This window comes from Pseudomonas koreensis (genome assembly GCF_025447595.1).
Classification (GTDB): Bacteria; Pseudomonadota; Gammaproteobacteria; order Pseudomonadales; family Pseudomonadaceae; genus Aquipseudomonas; species Aquipseudomonas koreensis_H.
Genome location: NZ_JAOEJU010000013.1, coordinates 62,614 through 80,121, shown reverse-complemented (window position 1 = coordinate 80,121; position 17,508 = coordinate 62,614). Strand labels below are relative to the sequence as shown.

The window sequence follows — 17,508 nt, the reverse complement described above, 5'->3', positions numbered from 1 at the left end:
CGCGAAGAGGCCGTCAGACCCAGCAAGGATATCTGCCGTTAAACGGCATCCCGCGGCAACATCAATCCCAGCGGCAACCGGACCCGCGCCTCAAGCCCGCCACCGGAGCGGTTGCGCAGTTCGACATTGCCGCCATGCATCGACGCAATCCGCTTGACGATCGCCAGACCCAGCCCGGTGCCCTTCCCGCCCCGCGCACGATCACCTCGGGTGAACGGGTTGAAGATCGCCTCAAGTTCAGATGGATCGATCCCCGCTCCACGGTCCATCACACTCAACACCACGTACGGCGCACTCGTGTCACCGGACACATAGGCCGCGACGTCCACGCTACCGCCGGCATGATTCAACGCGTTGCCAATCAGGTTGTTCAGCAAACGCTTCATCGACACCCGACGCAACGGGAACGGCTGGATCGGCTCCAGCCGAAGACGCACTTTCTCTTCGGTCTGGTTGTAAGGGGCCGCCACTTCACGAACCAGATCGGTGAGGTCCACCTCCTCCACCGATTCATCCCGACCATCGCGTATGAACGCGAGGAACTGGTCGAGGATCGCGTCCATGTCTTCGATGTCGCGCACCATGTCATCGGTCAGGTCGGTACGATCGCCCATCAACTCCAGCGACAACCGCAGACGGGTCAGCGGCGTACGCAGATCGTGGGACACCCCGGCGAGCATCAGCTCACGTTCGCGACCGGCCTGCTCGACGTCTTCGGCCATCTGGTTGAAGGCGCGATAAACCTCAGCCATCTCGCTCGGGGTGTCACTGATCGGCAGGCGCACGCTGCGCCCCTGACCGAGTTGTCGGGCGGCATAGACCAGACGTTTCAGTGGTTGGTTTAGCTGGCTGACGAAAATCCACGCAGACGCCGTGGACAACAGACCGATCGCCAGGAACCAGCCGAGCACGTTCCATATTTTCTGACCGCGCAAAGGGTGCGGGTACAACGGCACTTTCAACCAGCCGTCACCGAGGCTCGGCGCGCGAACCCACAAGGCCGGCGGCGAGTGCATGCGCAAGCGCACTTCGGTGTCGGCACCCAGTTCCGCCTGCATCTGCCGCTGGTAGATTTCGCTGTACGGCCAGTGCTGTTCGCCTTCCGGCACACCAGCACCCACCACCCGGATCAGGGTCGCGGCATCAGCGATTTTCGCGCGGTTTTCTTCGTCGGCGGCCCAGTAGGCACGCAGCGTCAGGGCGACGCCGTGGCTGTATTGGCGATCCACCAGCACGTCCTCGTTCATCAACAGATAAACCAGGGTCAATGCCTTGGAAAACAATACGACGATGAGCACCAGCCAAAGGGTGCGGGAGAAGAAACTTTGGGGGAACCAGACGGGGGTTTTCATGGATAACCGCTACACACTTGCAGGAGCGAGCAATGCTCGCATATTGCGGATTGCGAGTCTGCGCTGACGGCGTTTCCGACCGTTTCCCGCAGACCCGCTCCTACAAATCACCCATCACTTGGTGGAGTTGCCATCCGGCACGAACACGTAGCCGACACCCCAGACGGTCTGGATGTAGCGCGGCTTGGACGGATCAGGTTCGATCATCCGGCGCAGACGGGAAATCTGCACGTCGATGGAACGCTCCAGGGCATCCCACTCACGACCACGGGCGAGGTTCATCAACTTGTCGCGGGTCAGCGGCTGACGGGCATTCATCACCAGGGCCTTGAGCACCGCAAACTCACCGGTAGTGAGCATGTGCACTTCGTCGCCGCGCTTGAGTTCGCGGGTGGCCAGGGACAGCACGTAGTCGCCAAACGTGACGTTTTCTTCTTCACTGCCCGGCGCGCCCGGTACCGGTGCGGCCTGACGGCGCAACACGGCTTTGACGCGAGCCATCAGCTCGTCAGGGTTGAACGGCTTGGCCAGGTAGTCGTCGGCGCCCAGTTCCAGGCCCTTGATACGGCTCAACTCGTCGCCCTTGGCGGTGAGCATGATGATCGGAATCTGATTGTTCGCGCCACGCAGGCGGCGGCAAGCTGTCAGTCCGTCTTCGCCCGGCAGCATCAGGTCGAGGACGACCAGGTTGAACACTTCACGCGACAGCAGACGATCCATCTGCTCGGTATTCGGTACGGCGCGGGCACGGTAGCCCTTGCTGACGAAAAAGCGTTCCAGCAGGCTGCTCAGCCCCGGATCGTCGTCAACGATGAGAATTTTTTCGCCTTCAGCAGTTTGTGCAGTGCTGCTCATTGGATGCTCCTTTTAGCTCGGCGCGCATTATGGCGTAGCTGCCGTTATACGCACCGTGTGCATTGTTAGCAGATTTTTCCTTCACTGCCAGAAAACCGGGGCTTGTGCCTACAGACTGCGTCGCCCCCGAATGACAGAACGCTGGTTATAATGCGCGGCCTTTTGTGTCAGGCAACGTCTGAATCGTTACCGCAGGTGGCCGTCCTTTATTTTCATGGGCGCCGCAGTAATTGTTCGATTTCACGGGTCAATGGGATGCCTTTTGACCCAGGCAGCGGCCAGCATCAAGCCGCCCCACCAGACTCCGGGCCTTCATTTACGCGCCTGCGAGCCTGCTTTCACAATTTGTCAGGTGGTTTTATGGACAGCATCAACAGCCGCATCGCCGAGGAACTCGGCGTACGCCCACAACAGGTCGAAGCGGCCGTCGCGCTACTCGATGAAGGCTCTACCGTTCCCTTCATCGCCCGTTACCGGAAAGAAGTGACCGGCAGCCTCGATGACACCCAACTGCGTCATCTGGAAGAGCGTCTGCGCTACCTGCGAGAACTCGACGAACGGCGCATCAGCATTCTTTCCAGCATCCAGGAGCAGGGCAAACTCACCCCTGAGCTGGAGCGCGAAATCAAACTCGCCGACACCAAGACCCGCCTCGAAGACTTGTACCTGCCGTACAAGCAGAAGCGCCGCACCAAGGGTCAGATCGCCCTGGAAGCCGGCCTCGGCGAACTGGCCGACGGTCTGTTCAACGACCCGTCACTGGCCCCGGAAGCCGAAGCCGCGCGCTTCATCGACGCCGAAAAAGGTGTGGCCGACGTCAAGGCAGCGCTGGAAGGCGCCAAGTACATCCTCATGGAGCGCTTCGCCGAAGACGCCAACCTGCTGGAAAAGCTGCGCACCTACCTGAAGCAGGAAGCCACCCTCAGTGCCCGCGTGATCGCCGGCAAGGAAGAGGAAGGCGCGAAATTCCGCGATTACTTCGAACACGACGAGCCTCTGAAAAGCATGCCGTCGCACCGTGCGCTGGCGATTTTCCGTGGCCGCAACGAAGGCATTCTCAGCTCCGCGCTGAAAGTCGGCGAAGAGCTGCCGGGCACCCTGCACCCGTGCGAAGGCATGATCGGTCAGCACGTCGGCATCCAGAACCAGAACCGTCCTGCCGACAAATGGCTCGGTGAAGTGGTGCGCTGGACCTGGAAGGTCAAGCTCTACACCCACCTGGAAACCGACCTGCTCGGCGAGCTGCGTGACGGCGCCGAAACCGAAGCGATCAATGTGTTCGCCCACAACCTGCACGACCTGCTGCTGGCCGCCCCGGCTGGCCCGCGCGCCACTTTGGGCCTCGACCCGGGCCTGCGTACCGGTTGCAAGGTTGCGGTGGTCGACTCCACCGGCAAGCTGCTGGATCACGCCACGGTTTACCCGCACGTACCGCACAACAAATGGGATCAGACCATCGCCATCCTGGCCGCCCTGTGCGCCAAGCATTCGGTCGACCTGATCGCCATCGGCAACGGCACCGCCAGCCGTGAAACCGACAAGCTGGCGATCGAGCTGATCAAAAAATACCCAGCGATGAAAATGACCAAGGTCATGGTGTCCGAAGCCGGCGCATCGGTGTACTCGGCATCGGAACTGGCGGCCAAGGAGTTCCCGGATCTGGACGTGTCGATCCGTGGCGCGGTCTCGATCGCCCGCCGTCTGCAGGATCCACTGGCCGAGCTGGTGAAAATCGATCCGAAATCCATCGGTGTCGGCCAGTACCAGCACGACGTGTCGCAACTGAAACTTGCGCGCGGCCTGGACGCCGTGGTCGAGGACTGCGTGAACGCCGTGGGCGTGGACGTGAACACCGCGTCCGTGGCGCTGTTGGCGCGGATCTCCGGCCTCAACGCGACCCTGGCGCAGAACATCGTGACTCACCGTGACGAGCACGGCGCATTCAAGACCCGCGCTGCGCTGAAGAAAGTCGCGCGTCTGGGCGAGAAAACCTTCGAACAGGCAGCCGGCTTCCTGCGTGTGATGAACGGCGACAACCCGCTGGACTCCTCGGCGGTTCACCCGGAAGCCTATCCACTGGTGCAACGCATCGCCGCTGAAACCGACCGCGACATTCGCTCGCTGATCGGCGACGCCGCGTTCCTCAAGCGTCTGGATCCGAAGAAATTCACCGACGAGACCTTCGGTCTGCCAACCGTCACCGACATCCTGCAGGAACTGGAAAAACCGGGCCGTGACCCGCGTCCGGAGTTCAAGACCGCCGAGTTCCAGGAAGGCGTCGAGGACCTGAAGGACCTGCAACTGGGGATGATCCTCGAAGGCGTGGTGACCAACGTGACCGCATTCGGCGCGTTCGTCGACATCGGCGTGCATCAGGACGGTCTGGTGCACATTTCGGCGCTGTCGGAGAAATTCATCAAGGATCCGCGCGAAGCGGTGAAGGCCGGTGACGTGGTGAAAGTGAAGGTCATGGAAGTCGACATCCCGCGCAAACGCGTCGGCCTGTCGATGCGCATGAGCGACACCCCGGGCGAGAAGATCGACGGCGCCCGTGGTTCGCGTCCGGGCTCGGCGCCACGCCAGTCGCAGGGTTCGGCTCCGCGCAAGGAAAGCATCCCGGCGGCTCCAGCCAATAACGCGATGGCGTCGCTGTTTGCCAACGCCAAGCAGTTGAAGAAACGCTGATGGAGATTCCGGCCGGGCTCGTCGAGAGCGCGTTTTTCAAGCTGTTGGGCTGCCGCCTGCACAGTCTGGAAACCGGGGTGGCGCAAGTCGCCCTGGCGCTGGAACCCGAACTGCGCAACCGCGGCGGCAAGCTGCACGGCGGCGCGCTGTTCAGTCTGGTGGATATCGCCATGGGGCTGGCCTGTTCCAGCACCCACGGCTTCGACCAGCAGAGCGCGACCATCGAGTGCAAGATCAACTATATCCGCGCCGTCTCTGAAGGCGAGGTGATGTGCACGGCGCGGGTGATCCACCCGGGCCGGCGCACGCTGGTGGTCGAAGCCGACGTGATGCAGGGCGACAAACTGGTCGCAAAAGCGCAAGGCACGTTCGCTGTCCTGTAGATGTTGTTCATCATTTTGAGTTAATTTCGGCGCTGTGATCGCAGCGTCGAGCTTTTCTGTGGGAGCGGGCTTGCCCGCGAAGAGGGAGTGTCAGGCAGCATCAGGTTGCCTGACACGACGCCTTCGCGGGCAAGCCCGCTCCCACAGGGACCGCGTAATCTTCGCGTGCATCGGCCAGATTCAGGGAGTGAAGTTGGCGTTTCAACGGGGGCTACAGAGCCCGAAAAACCAGGCGAAAACGCCAGTTTCAACTTCACCCTTGTAGACCGTCCTGCCCACCCCCATATTGGGGCGACTGACGCGTGAAGGAATCCAAATTGAGCGAACTTCTCAACCGCCGCCTGGCTCTGCTCGGCGAGCGCGCTAACCTCTCTCTGCTTGAGCAGTGCCTTCACGGTATCGAACGTGAATGTCTGCGCGTGACCGGCGAAGGCCGCCTGGCCCAAACGCCGCACCCTGAAGCCCTGGGTTCCGCGCTGACCAACGAACAGATCACGACCGACTATTCCGAGTCGCTGCTGGAGTTCATCACGCCCGCCCTGCCAGACCCGGCCGACACCCTGGCGAGCCTGGACAAGATTCATCGCTTCGCCTACAGCAAGCTCGGCAACGAGTACCTGTGGAGTCCATCGATGCCGTGCCCGTTGCCGGCCGAGGAAGACATCCCGATCGCCTATTACGGCACCTCCAACATCGGTCAGCTCAAGTACGTCTACCGCAAGGGCCTGGCCCTGCGTTACGGCAAGACCATGCAGTGCATCGCCGGGATTCACTACAACTTCTCCCTGCCGGAAAAGCTCTGGCCGTTGCTGAAAGAAGCCGAAGGCTTCGTCGGCACCGACCGGGATTTCCAGTCATCGTCCTATATCGCGCTGATCCGTAACTTCCGCCGCTATAGCTGGCTACTGATGTACCTGTTCGGTGCTTCGCCGGCGCTGGACGCGGGTTTCCTGCGCGGTCGTGCGCACCAGTTGGAACAGCTGGATCCAGACACCCTGTACCTGCCCTACGCCACCAGCCTGCGCATGAGCGACCTCGGTTATCAGAGCAACGCCCAGGCCGGTCTGACCCCTTGCTACAACGACCTGGCGAGCTACACCGACAGCCTGCGCAAAGCGGTGGCCACGCCGTACGCGCCGTACGTTGAAGTCGGCACGCACCAGGATGGCGAGTGGGTGCAACTGAACACCAACATCCTGCAGATCGAAAACGAGTACTACTCCAACATCCGTCCGAAACGCGTGACCTACACCGGCGAGCGGCCGATCCAGGCCTTGATGGCTCGTGGCATCCAGTACGTCGAAGTGCGCTGCCTGGACATCAACCCGTTCCTGCCGATGGGCATCGACCTCACCGAGTCGCGCTTCCTCGACGCGTTCCTGCTGTACTGCGCGCTGAACGAAAGCCCGCTGCTGACCAACAACTCCTGCGGCAACGCCACCTCCAATTTCCTCAGCGTGGTCAAGGAAGGTCGCCGTCCGGGTCTGCAATTGCAGCGCGACGGCCAACCGGTCGAGCTGAAGGAATGGGCCGCCGAACTGCTGGAAAAAATCGCTCCGCTGGCGGCGCTGCTGGATCAAAGCCACGGCGGCGATGCCCACAGCAAGGCGCTCGATGCGCAGCTGGCCAAGGTCAAGGATTCGTCCCTGACACCTTCTGCCCAGGTGCTGGCAGCCATGGCCACGCACAAGGAAAGCTTCGCGCAATTCTCCCTGCGCCAGAGCCAGGCCCACGCCGAGTTCTTCCGCAGCGAGCCGTTGGCGGCTGAGGAACAAGCGAAGTTCGAAGAACTGGCGCGCTCGTCGCTGGCTCAACAGGCTGAGCTGGAGCAGAACGAGGTGGGCGATTTCGACGTGTTTGTCGGGTCGTATCAGGCGAGCATTCTGGCGATCAGCAACTGACATCAGAAGGTTCTTCGAACCTTTTCGCGAGCAGGCTCGTTCCCACAGGTGATTGCAATCTCCTGTGGGAGCGAGCCTGCTCGCGAATGACCGCGCAGCGGTCACGCTTAGATTTTTCCGCTCATAAGCTCATTCTAAAAAGTTATTTATTTTTAGATTCTTAGATCATTTAGTCTCCTTTCACGCCGACGCTCGGTCGCCTGATATGGAGCTCTTCAATGAAACTGAATTTCCCGCTTCGCCTGCTGGCCGTGGCCTCTCTGGCTGCCGCGAGTTTTCTGGCTCAGGCCGCCGACCTCACCGTCGCCTACCAGACCACCGTTGACCCGGCGAAAGTCGCCCAGGCCGACGGCGCCTACGAAAAAGCAACCAAGGCCGACATCAACTGGCGCAAATTCGATAACGGTGCCGACATCATTGCCGCCATCGCCTCCGGTGACGTGCAGATCGGCTACCTCGGTTCCAGCCCGCTGACCGCTGCAATCACCCGCAAAGTCCCGGTGGAAACCTTCCTCATCGCCACCCAGATCGGCGCCGCCGAAGCACTGGTCGCCCGTGACGGCTCCGGCATCAAGACCCCGCAGGATCTGGTCGGCAAGAAAATCGCCGTGCCGTTCGTGTCCACCGGTCACTACAGCCTGCTCGCCGCGCTCAAACACTGGAACATCGACCCCTCAAAAGTCACCGTCCTCAACCTCGCCCCGCCAGCGATCATTGCTGCGTGGAAACGCGGTGACATCGACGCCACCTACGTTTGGGACCCGGCGCTGGGTGTGGCCAAGGAAAACGGCAAAGTGCTGATCACTTCCGGCGAACTGGCCAAATTCGGCGCGCCGACCTTCGACGCCTGGATCGTGCGCAAGGACTTCGCCGAGAAGCACCCGGAAATCGTCACCGCGTTCGCCAAGGTCACCCTCGACGCCTACGCCGACTACCGCAAAGATCCGAAAGCCTGGCTGGCCAATCAAAGCAACGTCGACAAGCTGGTGAAACTCTCCGGCGCCAAGGCCAGCGACATTCCATTGTTGCTGCAAGGCAACGTCTACCCGCTGGCGGCGGATCAGGTCAGTGACCTCGGCGCGCCGACCACCAAAGCCATCACCGACACCGCTGCGTTCCTCAAGGAGCAAGGCAAGGTCGAAGCGGTACTGCCGGACTACGCGCCGTACGTCAGCGCCAAGTACATCACCAACTGATCGGGAGTTAATTGCGATGGCCTTGCTACAGCTGGAGCGCATCAGCGCACAGTACCCCGGCAGCCCGGAACCGGTACTGTCCGACATTTCCCTGACCCTCGGCCCTCAGCAATTGCTGGTGGCCCTGGGCCCGTCCGGCAGTGGCAAGACTTCGCTGTTGAACCTGATTGCCGGTTTCGTCGAACCGAGTGCCGGCCGCATCACCCTCGACAACGTGCCGGTCAAAGGCCCGAGCGCCGAGCGCGGCGTGGTGTTTCAGGACGACGCCCTGCTGCCCTGGCAGGACGTGCTGGCCAACGTGGCGTTCGGTCTGGAACTGGCCGGTGTGGCCAAGGACAAACGCGAACAACGCGCCCGGGAAATGCTCACGCTGGTCGACCTTTCCGGTTTTGAACATCGTCGCATCTGGCAACTCTCCGGTGGCCAGAAGCAACGTGTTGGCCTGGCCCGCGCCCTCGCGGCCGACCCGCGTGTGTTGCTGATGGACGAGCCCTTCGGCGCCCTCGATGCCTTCACCCGCGAACAGATGCAGGAACTGCTGCTGCAAGTCTGGCAACGCACCGCCAAACCGGTGTTCCTGATTACCCACGACATTGAAGAAGCGGTGTTCCTCGCCACTGACCTGATTCTGCTGGCGCCGAATCCGGGGCAGATCGTCGAGCGTCTGCACCTCGACTTCGGCCAGCGCTACGCCGCCGGCGAATCGGCGCGGTCGATCAAGTCCGATCCGCGCTTCATCGAAACCCGCGAACACGTGCTGGCCAAAGTGTTCTCGCAACGCAGCGCCGTTCAGCGGCAGGAGCGCGCATGAGCAGTTACGACGTTTCCGCCACCGCCATGAAACCCGCCGCCACGTCGGTGGTGATTCCCGTGCGCCGCAGTCTCAGCACCCGCTGGATCAGCCTGCTGACCCTGTTCGCGTTGCTGGTGATCTGGTGGGCCGTGACCGCCACCGGGCTGATCGAACCGCTGTTCCTGCCGCCACCGTCCGCCGTGTTGCAAAAAGGCTGGCTGCTGGCGACCACGGGCTACATGGATTCGACGTTGTGGCAGCACCTGGGCGCAAGCCTCAGCCGCATCGGCCTGGGTCTCGGTTTTGCGATTCTGACCGCGGTGCCGGTGGGCATTGCCATCGGCGCCAACCGCATCGCCCGTGGCGTGCTCGATCCGCTGATCGAGTTCTACCGCCCGATTCCGCCACTCGCCTATCTGCCGCTGATCGTGATCTGGTGCGGCATCGGCGAGTTGTCGAAAGTGCTGCTGATCTACCTGGCGATTTTCGCCCCGATCGCAATTGCCACCGCCACCGGCGTGCGCACTGTCGACCCGGCCAAATTGCGCGCCGCGCAGTCGCTGGGCGCCACTCGCGCACAACTGATCCGCCACGTGATTTTGCCAAGCGCCCTGCCGGACATTCTGACCGGTGTGCGCATCGGTCTCGGTGTGGGTTGGTCGACTCTGGTCGCCGCCGAACTGATCGCGGCCACCAGCGGCCTGGGCTTCATGGTGCAGTCGGCGGCACAGTTCCTGGTCACCGATGTGGTGGTGTTGGGGATTCTGGTCATCGCCCTGATCGCCTTCGCCATGGAAATGGGCCTGCGCGCCCTGCAACGCAAACTGGTGCCGTGGCACGGCCAGGCCCATTGAAAAACTTCAGGTGAAAAACCTGTGGGAGCGAGCCTGCTCGCGAAAGCGTCGGATCAGTCACTGCACTGTCGCCTGACACTCAGCATTCGCGAGCAGGCTCGCTCCCACCAAAAGCATGCCCCCAAGAATTTGAAGAGAACCACCATGAGCAGCCTGAACATCACCCCGTTAAGCTCGGCCCTCGGCGCACAGATCAGCGGCGTCGACATCAGCCAGCCGCTGAACCTGGAACAGCGCGACGCCATCGAGCAGGCACTGCTCAAATACCAGGTGCTGTTCTTCCGCAGTCAACCGATCGAGCCGTCGCAGCAGGCGCGTTTCGCCGCCTACTTCGGCGACCTGCATATTCATCCGATCTACCCGAATGTGCCTGAGCAACCGGAAGTGCTGATCCTCGACACCGCCGTTACCGACGTGCGCGACAACGCGATCTGGCACACCGACGTGACCTTCCTGCCGACCCCGGCCATGGGCGCGGTGCTCAGCGCCAAGCTGCTGCCGGAGTTTGGTGGCGATACGTTGTGGGCCAGCGGGATAGCTGCGTATGAGGCGCTGTCGGCGCCGATGAAAGCAATGCTTGAAGGGCTGACTGCGACTCACGACTTCACCCGCTCGTTTCCGCTGGAGCGCTACGGCAACACGCCGGAGGCACTGGCGCAGTGGGAAGCGGCACGACGCAAGAATCCACCGCTGTCGCACCCGGTGATTCGCACACATCCGGTGAGCGGACGCCGTTCCTTGTTCGTCAGTGAAGGGTTCACGTCGAAGATCAATGAGCTGTCGGAAACCGAGAGCGAAGCGGTGTTGAAATTCTTGTTTGCCCATGCAACGCGGCCGGAATTCACCATTCGCTGGCGCTGGCAGAAGGATGATATTGCGTTCTGGGATAACCGCGTGACCCAGCATTACGCGGTGGACGACTACCGGCCGGCGCGGCGGGTGATGCAGCGGGCGACGGTGTTGGGGGATGTGCCGTTTTTTAAATAGGCCCCGATTTCCCTGATGCTTGAGCCGGCCTCTTCGCGGGCAAGCCCGCTCCCACAAATACAGCTGTGTTCGCAGATTTTGTGTACGACTCGGCCCCTGTGGGAGCGGGCTTGCCCGCGAAAGCGTCAGAACAGGCGCCGAATAACTCGGCGCCAGTCAGTTATTCAGCCGTCGAAGGCTTCTCCCAAAGATTGATCCCGCCCTCCTGGGCAAACCGGTCAATCTCCGCCAGTTCCTCAGCACTAAAACTCAAATTCTTCAAAGCCCCGACGTTCTCGATAATCTGCTCCGGCCGGCTGGCGCCGATCAGCGCCGAAGTCACTCGCGGATCCCGCAGCGTCCACGCCAACGCCAATTGCGCCAGGCTCTGCCCACGACGTTTGGCGATTTCATTCAACGCCCGCACGTGAGCAATATTCGCCTCGGACAAGTGCGAAGACAGCAGCGAACCACCGCCCGGACGATTGACCCGCGCATCCGCCGGTACGCCGTTGAGGTATTTGTCAGTCAGCAATCCTTGCGCCAGCGGGGTGAATGCAATCACACCGGTGCCGAGTTCGTCGGTGGTGTCGAGCAGGTCCTTTTCCACCCAGCGGTTGAGCAGGTTGTAAGCCGGTTGGTGAATCAGCAGCGGGACTTTCCACTCTTTGAGCAGCGCGGCGATCTCACGGGTTTTTACTCCGGAGTATGACGAGATACCGATGTACAACGCCTTGCCCTGCTGCACCGCCGTGGCGAGGGCGCTGGCAGTTTCTTCCAGCGGGGTGTCCGGGTCGAAGCGGTGCGAATAGAAGATATCCACATAGTCGAGACCGAGGCGTTGCAGGCTCTGGTCGAGGCTGGCCAGCACGTATTTGCGCGAGCCGCCGCCCTGGCCATAAGGGCCGGGCCACATGTCCCAACCGGCCTTGCTGGAGATGATCAGTTCGTCGCGATACTGCTTGAAGTCTTCGCGCAGCAGACGGCCGAAATTGGTCTCGGCGCTGCCGTAGGGCGGGCCGTAGTTGTTGGCCAGGTCGAAGTGGTTGATCCCCAGATCGAACGCCGTGCGCAGCAACGAGCGCTGGGTGTCGATCGGTGTGCTGTCGCCGAAGTTGTGCCACAGGCCCAGGGACAGTGCCGGCAGCACCAGACCGCTGCGTCCGACGCGGCGGTAAGGGATGGAGTTGTAGCGATTCTTGGCAGCGGTGTAAGTCATCGAATCCTCTCTTGTCGGTCTTGAATCGGGTGTCGATTGCTACGCAAATCTATTGCCGGGCCGGTCGAGGCCAAGGTTCTGGCGCAAGGTCCGGCCCTCGTACTCGGTTCTGAACAGTCCGCGCCGTTGCAGTTCCGGGACCACGCCATTGGCGAAGTCTTCGAGCCCGCCGGGCAGGTGCGGCACCAGCACGTTGAAGCCGTCCGCCGCGCCCTGCTCGAACCATTCCTGCAAACGGTCGGCAATCTGCGCCGGGGTGCCGACGACGCTGTAATGCCCGCGACCGCCGGCGATTCTGCGGCCCAGTTCGGCCAGGGTCAGATGCTCCCGGCCGGCCAGTTCGGTCAGCAGTTTCTGTCGGCTCTGCTGACCGCTGTCAGTCAGCGGCAACTCCGGCAGCGAACCGTCCAGCGGGTACTTCGACAGATCGAAGTTGCCCAGCATACGCCCAAGCAGGGCGACGCCAACCTCGGGTTCGACCAATTGCTGAAACGTTTCACATTTTTCCTGCGCTTCGGCTTCCGTCTGCCCGACCACGACGAACACGCCGGGCATGATTTTCAGCGAATCGGCACTGCGTCCGTACTTCGGCAAGCGCCCCTTGAGGTCGGCGTAAAACGCCTGGGCGCTGGCCAGTGAAGTCTGCGCAGTGAACACCACTTCGGCCGTCTGCGCCGCCAGTTCACGCCCTGTTTCCGACGACCCGGCCTGCACGATCACCGGCTGACCCTGTGGTGAACGCGCGACATTCAGCGGGCCTTTGACCCGGAAGTGCTCGCCAACGTGATCCAGCACATGCAGTTTTTCCGGGTCGTAATAGGCGCCGCTGGCCTTGTCGCGAATGAAGGCATCGTCCTGCCAACTGTCCCAGAGCCCGGTGACCACCTGATGAAATTCCCGGGCGCGGCTGTAGCGTTCGGCATGGCCGATGTGTTCGTCGCGGCCGAAATTCTGCGCTTCGGCGGCGTTGTCCGAGGTCACCAGATTCCATCCCGCTCGCCCGCCGGACAGGTGATCGAGGGACGCGAATTTACGCGCCACGTGGTACGGCTCGTTGTAGCTGGTGGTGGCGGTGGCGATCAGGCCGATGTGCTCGGTCACCGCGCTCAAGGCCGAGAGCAAGGTCAGCGGTTCGAAGTGATCCGATCGGGCCATGCGGCTGGCGATGTCCTGGGTCGGCGCGGCGACGCTGTCGGCGACGAATAACGTGTCGAACTTCGCCGCCTCGGCGATCTGCGCCAGGCGTTTGTAATGGGCGAAATCCAGCCCGGCGTTGGCGGGTACGTCCGGGTGACGCCATGCAGCAACGTGGTGCCCGGTAGCCATGAGGAACGCGCCAAGTTTCAGTTGTCTGCTCATCTCAGAAGTCCTTGCGCAGTTGCACGCCGAAGTAGCGCTCGTCGTCGCGAGGCACAGCGCGGTAGATGTAGTTGCCACCGCTGGCGAGCAATGGCGAATACGACTTGTCGGTGAGGTTCTTGCCTAGAAACGCCACGCGCCAGCCATTGGTGTAATCGGCCAGGGCCACGCTGGCGTTCCAGAGGCCGTAGGCGCCCTGTTTGGTGTCGGCGTTCTGGCTGATGTCGTACTGCACTTCGCTCTGCCAGCTGTAGTCGGTGCCGAGCTCGATATCCAGGCCGTTATCCAGCGGGATGGTGTAGTCGGCCCGCACGTAGCTTTTCCAGTCCGGGCTGAACGGCAGCGGCTTGCCATTGACGTTGCACGACGCCGCCGCGCCCGCCGGGCAAGCGAACTCGTCGATGCGGGCGCGGGTGTAGGCCAGCGCACCGGAGAACTTTAGTTGCTGGGTCGCCTGCAGGGCGAAATCAAGTTCCACGCCCTCGGTGCTGACGCTGCCGGCGTTGATCAGCCGAGTTACGACTTGCCCGGCGACGGTGTCAAAAAAGTTCGCCTGATAGTTGTCGTAGTCGCTGTGGAAAACCGCGAGGTTGGTGGTCAGGCGATTGTTCCAGCTTGACGCTTTGATCCCCGCCTCCCAGGTGTTGGAGGTTTCCGGTTTCAGCGCTTCGGTGTCGCGCGGTTGCATGTTGAAGAACACGTTGTAGGCCGGGCCTTTGTAGCCGCGCGAGTAGGTCAGATAAGTGGTGACGGTATCGCTCAGGTCGTACTGCAAACCGAGCCGCCCGGACCAGCCGTCCTCGTCCACCGAGCCGGAACTGCTGGTCGCCGGTTGAATGCCGCTGACAGTTGTGGCGGAAGTGGAGACGCGACGGTGATCGTATTCAAGATCGTCGTGGGTGTAGCGCAGGCCGGCGATACCACGCAAGTCCGAAGTGAAATTCAGCGTGCTCTCGCCGAACACCGCGTAGCTGTCGCTGGTGGTGCTGTAATCGGCGACGCCGCGATCAGTCCGCGTGGTGGTGGTCAGCGTGCGCTGATAGGTTTCATCATCCTTGCCGTGCATGTAGAACAAGCCGCCGACGTATTCGAGGAAATCGCCTTTCGGCGAGGCCAGTCGCAGTTCCTGCGAGTACTGGTCGAAGGCCAGATCGCCCTTGTCCGCCGTGCCGGGGAACGCCGCCGTCACCGTGCCGAGGCGATCGCCGTCCTGATACTGGGTGTTGTCCCAGCCGCGCCACGCGGTGATTGAGGTCAGGGTGTAATCGCCGAGTTGCCAGTCGAGTTGGCCGGACAGGCCCTTGTTGGTGTCCTCGACGTGGGTGCGGGTGTCGGTGTTGATGTCGCGGTTGTGGCTGGTGGCGCTGACCGGACTCAGCGCATTGGCGAAGGCCGGGGTCAACGACTTGGTCACGACGCCGTTCGGGCCGTCATCGTGGGACTGCATGTAGTCGGCGATCAGGGTGAAGGTGACGTCGTCGTTCGGGGTGAATTCCAGTTTGCCGCGCACGCCGCGATGGTTGTAACCGTTGACCTCCTGACCGTTGTGCTTGTTGTCGACGTTGCCGTCGTACCTGCCGAAAAGGGTGCTGATCGAACCCTTGAGTGTGTCCGGAATCAGGCTGCCGCCGATGCCGAAACGGGTGCGGCTTTCGTTGCCGCTGTAGTACGACTGATCGATGTAGCCGTGGGTCTCGGCGGTCGGCGCCTTGCTGGTGATGTTCAACACGCCGGCCGAGGCGTTCTTGCCGAAAAGCGTGCCTTGCGGGCCGCGCAAGACTTCGACGCGTTCCAGGTCCAGCAGATCCAGAGTGGATTGGCCGGGGCGCGCATAAACCACGCCATCAATCACCGTGGCCACGGTCGGCTCGACGCCCGGCGAGGTGGAAATGGTCCCCACACCACGCACGAACAACGAGGTGTCCTTGTTCGATGCGCCAGTGCGGAAATTCAGCGACGGCACTTGCTGGACGATGCTCGCCACGCTGTTGCGGTTATCGCGCTCCAGTTGCTCGCCGTCGATCACCGACACCGCCACCGGGACCTTTTGCAGCGACTCTTCGCGGCGGGTGGCGGTGACCGTGACGGACTTGAGTGTCGGCTCCTGATCGGTGCTGTCGGCGGCGAACGCGGCAGGCAGCGGCAGCGCGGCCAGCCCGGTGAGTAGCCAGCCCGCAGCGCGGATCGATTGCGCCAGTTTGTGTGTCGCCCCAGGAATGTTGTGCATGTTTGCCCGCTCGAAAAGTTGCCCTGAACCGCTGCCGTTCTGCGACGACAGCGCCTGTCTCGGTGTCTTGGGCATTCGCTCGAGCGAGTAGCAGACAACACGCTTTGTTAGCGCTAACATCGCCAGTATTGGCAAGCCGGACATAGACCGTCCAATACTGAAAAATTACTTTTATATGCGTTTTGGTTTTTAAGAAGGATCGAGCCTTGAGCGAAGAAAAGCCCCGCAAACGCCGTGGCGCCGGTCGCGTGACCCTCAATGCGGTGGCGCGCCAGGCCGGCGTTTCGGCGATCACCGTGTCGCGCTACTTCAACCAGCCGGAACAGGTCTCACCCGAACGCCGCGAACGGATCGCGGCAGTGGTCGCCGAACTGGGTTACGTGCCGAATCTGGTGGCCGGTGGGCTCGCCTCGGCGCGGGGGAAAATCGTCGGCATGGTGATCCCGAACATCTCCGGGCCGATCTTCGCCAACACCATTCAGGGCTTCAGCGACACCCTCAGCCGTCACGGTTATCAGCTTCTTCTGGCATCGAGTTACTTCAGCACTGAACAGGAAGAAAGCGCGGTACGGGCGTTCCTCGGCTGGTCGCCGGCGGCGCTGGTGGTGACCAGTCACTTCCACAGTGCGGGCACGGAGAAGATGCTCGCCGAAGCGGATATCCCGGTGATCGAAACCTGGGATTACCAGCCGGATCGAGAGCCGATGCAGATCGGTTTTTCGCACTTTGAGGTGGGTGTCAGCGCCGCTCGTTATTTGCACGGCAAGGGCTATCGGCGAATCGCCTTCGTGCAGAACAGCGCACCCGGCGACTTCAGCGCACTGGAACGCCGCGACGGTTATGCGGCGACCGTGCGTGAGTCAGGACTTGAGCCGTGGGTATTCGCACCGGACGCCGATCGCGCCCCGTTCGAGGCCGGCAAGCAAGCGATGGAAGCGCTGATGAACGCCTCCCCACGCCCGGACGCCATCATCTTCGCCAACGACAACCTCGCCGCCGGCGGCCTGCTCGCCGGGCAACGCGCCGGCCTAAAAATCCCTGAAGACTGCGCCGTCCTCGGCTTCGGCGACTACCCGTTCGCCGAAATGCTGCTGCCGAGCCTGAGCACCATCAAACCGCCGGCGCTGGAGATCGGTGTACTGGCGGCAACGCGTGTGCTGGAAAGCCTTGGCGTGTTGCCGAGTGATGAGGTGCAGCGGTTGAATCTGCTGCAGTGCACGGTTATTGAGCGGGAAAGTACCTGACGAATATGGCGTGGGCTGGTTTGGCTATGCTCTAAATGAAACCGAGGTGGCGCCTTCGCGGGCAAGTCGAATCGTCGCACCGCCGCTCCCACAGGTTCTGTGTTGCGTACAAAATCTGTGGACGACGGAGAACCCCGGTGGGAGCGGGCTTGCCCGCGAAGGCGCCCGACCAAACACCGACTATGCCGCAGGCCTCCCCATGCACACCGCAATCATCATCTTCTTCGGCCTGATCCTGCTGGCGCTGATGTTCTACATCGGCGAGCGCATCGGCTTCAGTCGGCAGACGCTGGCCTATGGTTTCGCAGCGTTGTGGCTGGCGTTGACGGTCATCAATGGTGCGGTCGGCGTGGTGCATGCCGGGCAGCCGTTGGGGTCGGAGATTGCAATTGGAAGCGCCGTGTATGGCGTGCCGCTGGCGGCGATGGTGTTGTTCATGGTGCTGAGCGCCGAGACCTGAAAGCGTCCCGACGC

General features: G+C 62.1%; 14 protein-coding genes. 9 read left to right on the top strand and 5 right to left on the bottom strand.

What is annotated here, in order from left to right; all coding sequences use genetic code 11:
• Positions 1-38: 38 nt before the first annotated feature.
• Both N8H71_RS16810 and ompR read right to left on the bottom strand, forming a co-directional pair.
• Positions 39-1,352, bottom strand: coding sequence for an ATP-binding protein (locus N8H71_RS16810; RefSeq protein ID WP_262194849.1), 1,314 nt, complete (start codon positions 1,350-1,352; stop codon positions 39-41).
• 114 nt (positions 1,353-1,466) lie between these two features.
• A complete protein-coding gene (ompR, locus tag N8H71_RS16805) occupies positions 1,467-2,207 on the bottom strand; it encodes an osmolarity response regulator transcription factor OmpR (protein ID WP_007952694.1) in 741 nt (246 codons plus the stop codon).
• A 360-nt stretch (positions 2,208-2,567) separates the two neighbouring features.
• Here ompR and N8H71_RS16800 point away from each other — a divergent pair, with 360 nt between their 5' ends.
• The 7 genes from N8H71_RS16800 (at position 2,568) to tauD (ending at position 11,006) form a co-directional block, all read left to right on the top strand.
• Positions 2,568-4,892 carry a Tex family protein gene (locus N8H71_RS16800; RefSeq protein WP_262194848.1) on the top strand — a complete coding sequence of 775 codons (2,325 nt, stop codon included), beginning with the start codon at positions 2,568-2,570 and terminating at the stop codon, positions 4,890-4,892.
• A complete protein-coding gene (locus N8H71_RS16795; RefSeq protein WP_085733334.1) occupies positions 4,892-5,275 on the top strand; it encodes a PaaI family thioesterase in 384 nt (127 codons plus the stop codon). The genes N8H71_RS16800 and N8H71_RS16795 overlap by 1 nt, the downstream gene beginning before the upstream one ends.
• A gap of 317 nt (positions 5,276-5,592) precedes the next feature.
• On the top strand, positions 5,593-7,176 hold the full coding sequence (gshA, locus tag N8H71_RS16790) for a glutamate--cysteine ligase (RefSeq protein WP_115076177.1): 1,584 nt from the start codon (positions 5,593-5,595) through the stop codon (positions 7,174-7,176).
• Between the two features lie 218 nt (positions 7,177-7,394).
• Complete coding sequence (gene tauA / locus N8H71_RS16785; RefSeq protein ID WP_007952702.1) at positions 7,395-8,372, top strand: taurine ABC transporter substrate-binding protein; 978 nt, start codon at positions 7,395-7,397, stop codon at positions 8,370-8,372.
• A gap of 16 nt (positions 8,373-8,388) precedes the next feature.
• Positions 8,389-9,183, top strand: a complete 795-nt coding sequence (tauB, locus tag N8H71_RS16780; RefSeq protein WP_262194846.1) for a taurine ABC transporter ATP-binding subunit — start codon at positions 8,389-8,391, stop codon at positions 9,181-9,183.
• On the top strand, positions 9,180-10,019 hold the full coding sequence (gene tauC / locus N8H71_RS16775; RefSeq protein ID WP_262194845.1) for a taurine ABC transporter permease TauC: 840 nt from the start codon (positions 9,180-9,182) through the stop codon (positions 10,017-10,019). Before tauB ends, tauC begins: the two co-directional genes overlap by 4 nt.
• A gap of 144 nt (positions 10,020-10,163) precedes the next feature.
• Positions 10,164-11,006, top strand: a complete 843-nt coding sequence (tauD, locus tag N8H71_RS16770; protein ID WP_262194844.1) for a taurine dioxygenase — start codon at positions 10,164-10,166, stop codon at positions 11,004-11,006.
• 160 nt (positions 11,007-11,166) lie between these two features.
• Here tauD and mgrA read toward each other — a convergent pair whose 3' ends face one another.
• The 3 genes from mgrA to N8H71_RS16755 are packed head-to-tail and all read right to left on the bottom strand — an operon-like array spanning position 11,167 to position 15,790.
• Positions 11,167-12,204: an L-glyceraldehyde 3-phosphate reductase gene (gene mgrA, locus N8H71_RS16765; RefSeq protein WP_262194843.1), complete on the bottom strand. Its 1,038-nt coding sequence runs from the start codon at positions 12,202-12,204 to the stop codon at positions 11,167-11,169.
• 39 nt (positions 12,205-12,243) lie between these two features.
• Complete coding sequence (locus tag N8H71_RS16760; RefSeq protein WP_262194842.1) at positions 12,244-13,563, bottom strand: LLM class flavin-dependent oxidoreductase; 1,320 nt, start codon at positions 13,561-13,563, stop codon at positions 12,244-12,246.
• 1 nt (position 13,564) lies between these two features.
• Positions 13,565-15,790: a TonB-dependent receptor gene (locus N8H71_RS16755; protein ID WP_262194841.1), complete on the bottom strand. Its 2,226-nt coding sequence runs from the start codon at positions 15,788-15,790 to the stop codon at positions 13,565-13,567.
• Between the two features lie 206 nt (positions 15,791-15,996).
• On the opposite strand from N8H71_RS16755, the gene N8H71_RS16750 reads away from it, so the two are divergent.
• Both N8H71_RS16750 and N8H71_RS16745 read left to right on the top strand, forming a co-directional pair.
• The gene (locus N8H71_RS16750; protein ID WP_262194840.1) at positions 15,997-17,034 is read left to right on the top strand and encodes a LacI family DNA-binding transcriptional regulator; all 1,038 of its coding nucleotides are present in this window, start codon (positions 15,997-15,999) and stop codon (positions 17,032-17,034) included.
• A 199-nt stretch (positions 17,035-17,233) separates the two neighbouring features.
• Entirely contained in the window at positions 17,234-17,494 is a 261-nt protein-coding gene (locus N8H71_RS16745) for a hypothetical protein (RefSeq protein ID WP_007952727.1), read from the top strand.
• The last annotated feature ends 14 nt before the right edge of the window (positions 17,495-17,508 follow it).

Bases quoted from the DNA above. Each gene is read 5' to 3' on its own strand.
- N8H71_RS16810 (WP_262194849.1), bottom strand. From the start codon at position 1,352: ATGAAAACCCCCGTCTGGTTCCCCCAAAGTTTCTTCTCCCGCACCCTT.
- ompR (WP_007952694.1), bottom strand. From the start codon at position 2,207: ATGAGCAGCACTGCACAAACTGCTGAAGGCGAAAAAATTCTCATCGTT.
- N8H71_RS16800 (WP_262194848.1), top strand. From the start codon at position 2,568: ATGGACAGCATCAACAGCCGCATCGCCGAGGAACTCGGCGTACGCCCA.
- N8H71_RS16795 (WP_085733334.1), top strand. From the start codon at position 4,892: ATGGAGATTCCGGCCGGGCTCGTCGAGAGCGCGTTTTTCAAGCTGTTG.
- tauA (WP_007952702.1), top strand. From the start codon at position 7,395: ATGAAACTGAATTTCCCGCTTCGCCTGCTGGCCGTGGCCTCTCTGGCT.
- tauB (WP_262194846.1), top strand. From the start codon at position 8,389: ATGGCCTTGCTACAGCTGGAGCGCATCAGCGCACAGTACCCCGGCAGC.
- tauC (WP_262194845.1), top strand. From the start codon at position 9,180: ATGAGCAGTTACGACGTTTCCGCCACCGCCATGAAACCCGCCGCCACG.
- tauD (WP_262194844.1), top strand. From the start codon at position 10,164: ATGAGCAGCCTGAACATCACCCCGTTAAGCTCGGCCCTCGGCGCACAG.
- mgrA (WP_262194843.1), bottom strand. From the start codon at position 12,204: ATGACTTACACCGCTGCCAAGAATCGCTACAACTCCATCCCTTACCGC.
- N8H71_RS16760 (WP_262194842.1), bottom strand. From the start codon at position 13,563: ATGAGCAGACAACTGAAACTTGGCGCGTTCCTCATGGCTACCGGGCAC.
- N8H71_RS16755 (WP_262194841.1), bottom strand. From the start codon at position 15,790: ATGCACAACATTCCTGGGGCGACACACAAACTGGCGCAATCGATCCGC.
- N8H71_RS16745 (WP_007952727.1), top strand. From the start codon at position 17,234: ATGCACACCGCAATCATCATCTTCTTCGGCCTGATCCTGCTGGCGCTG.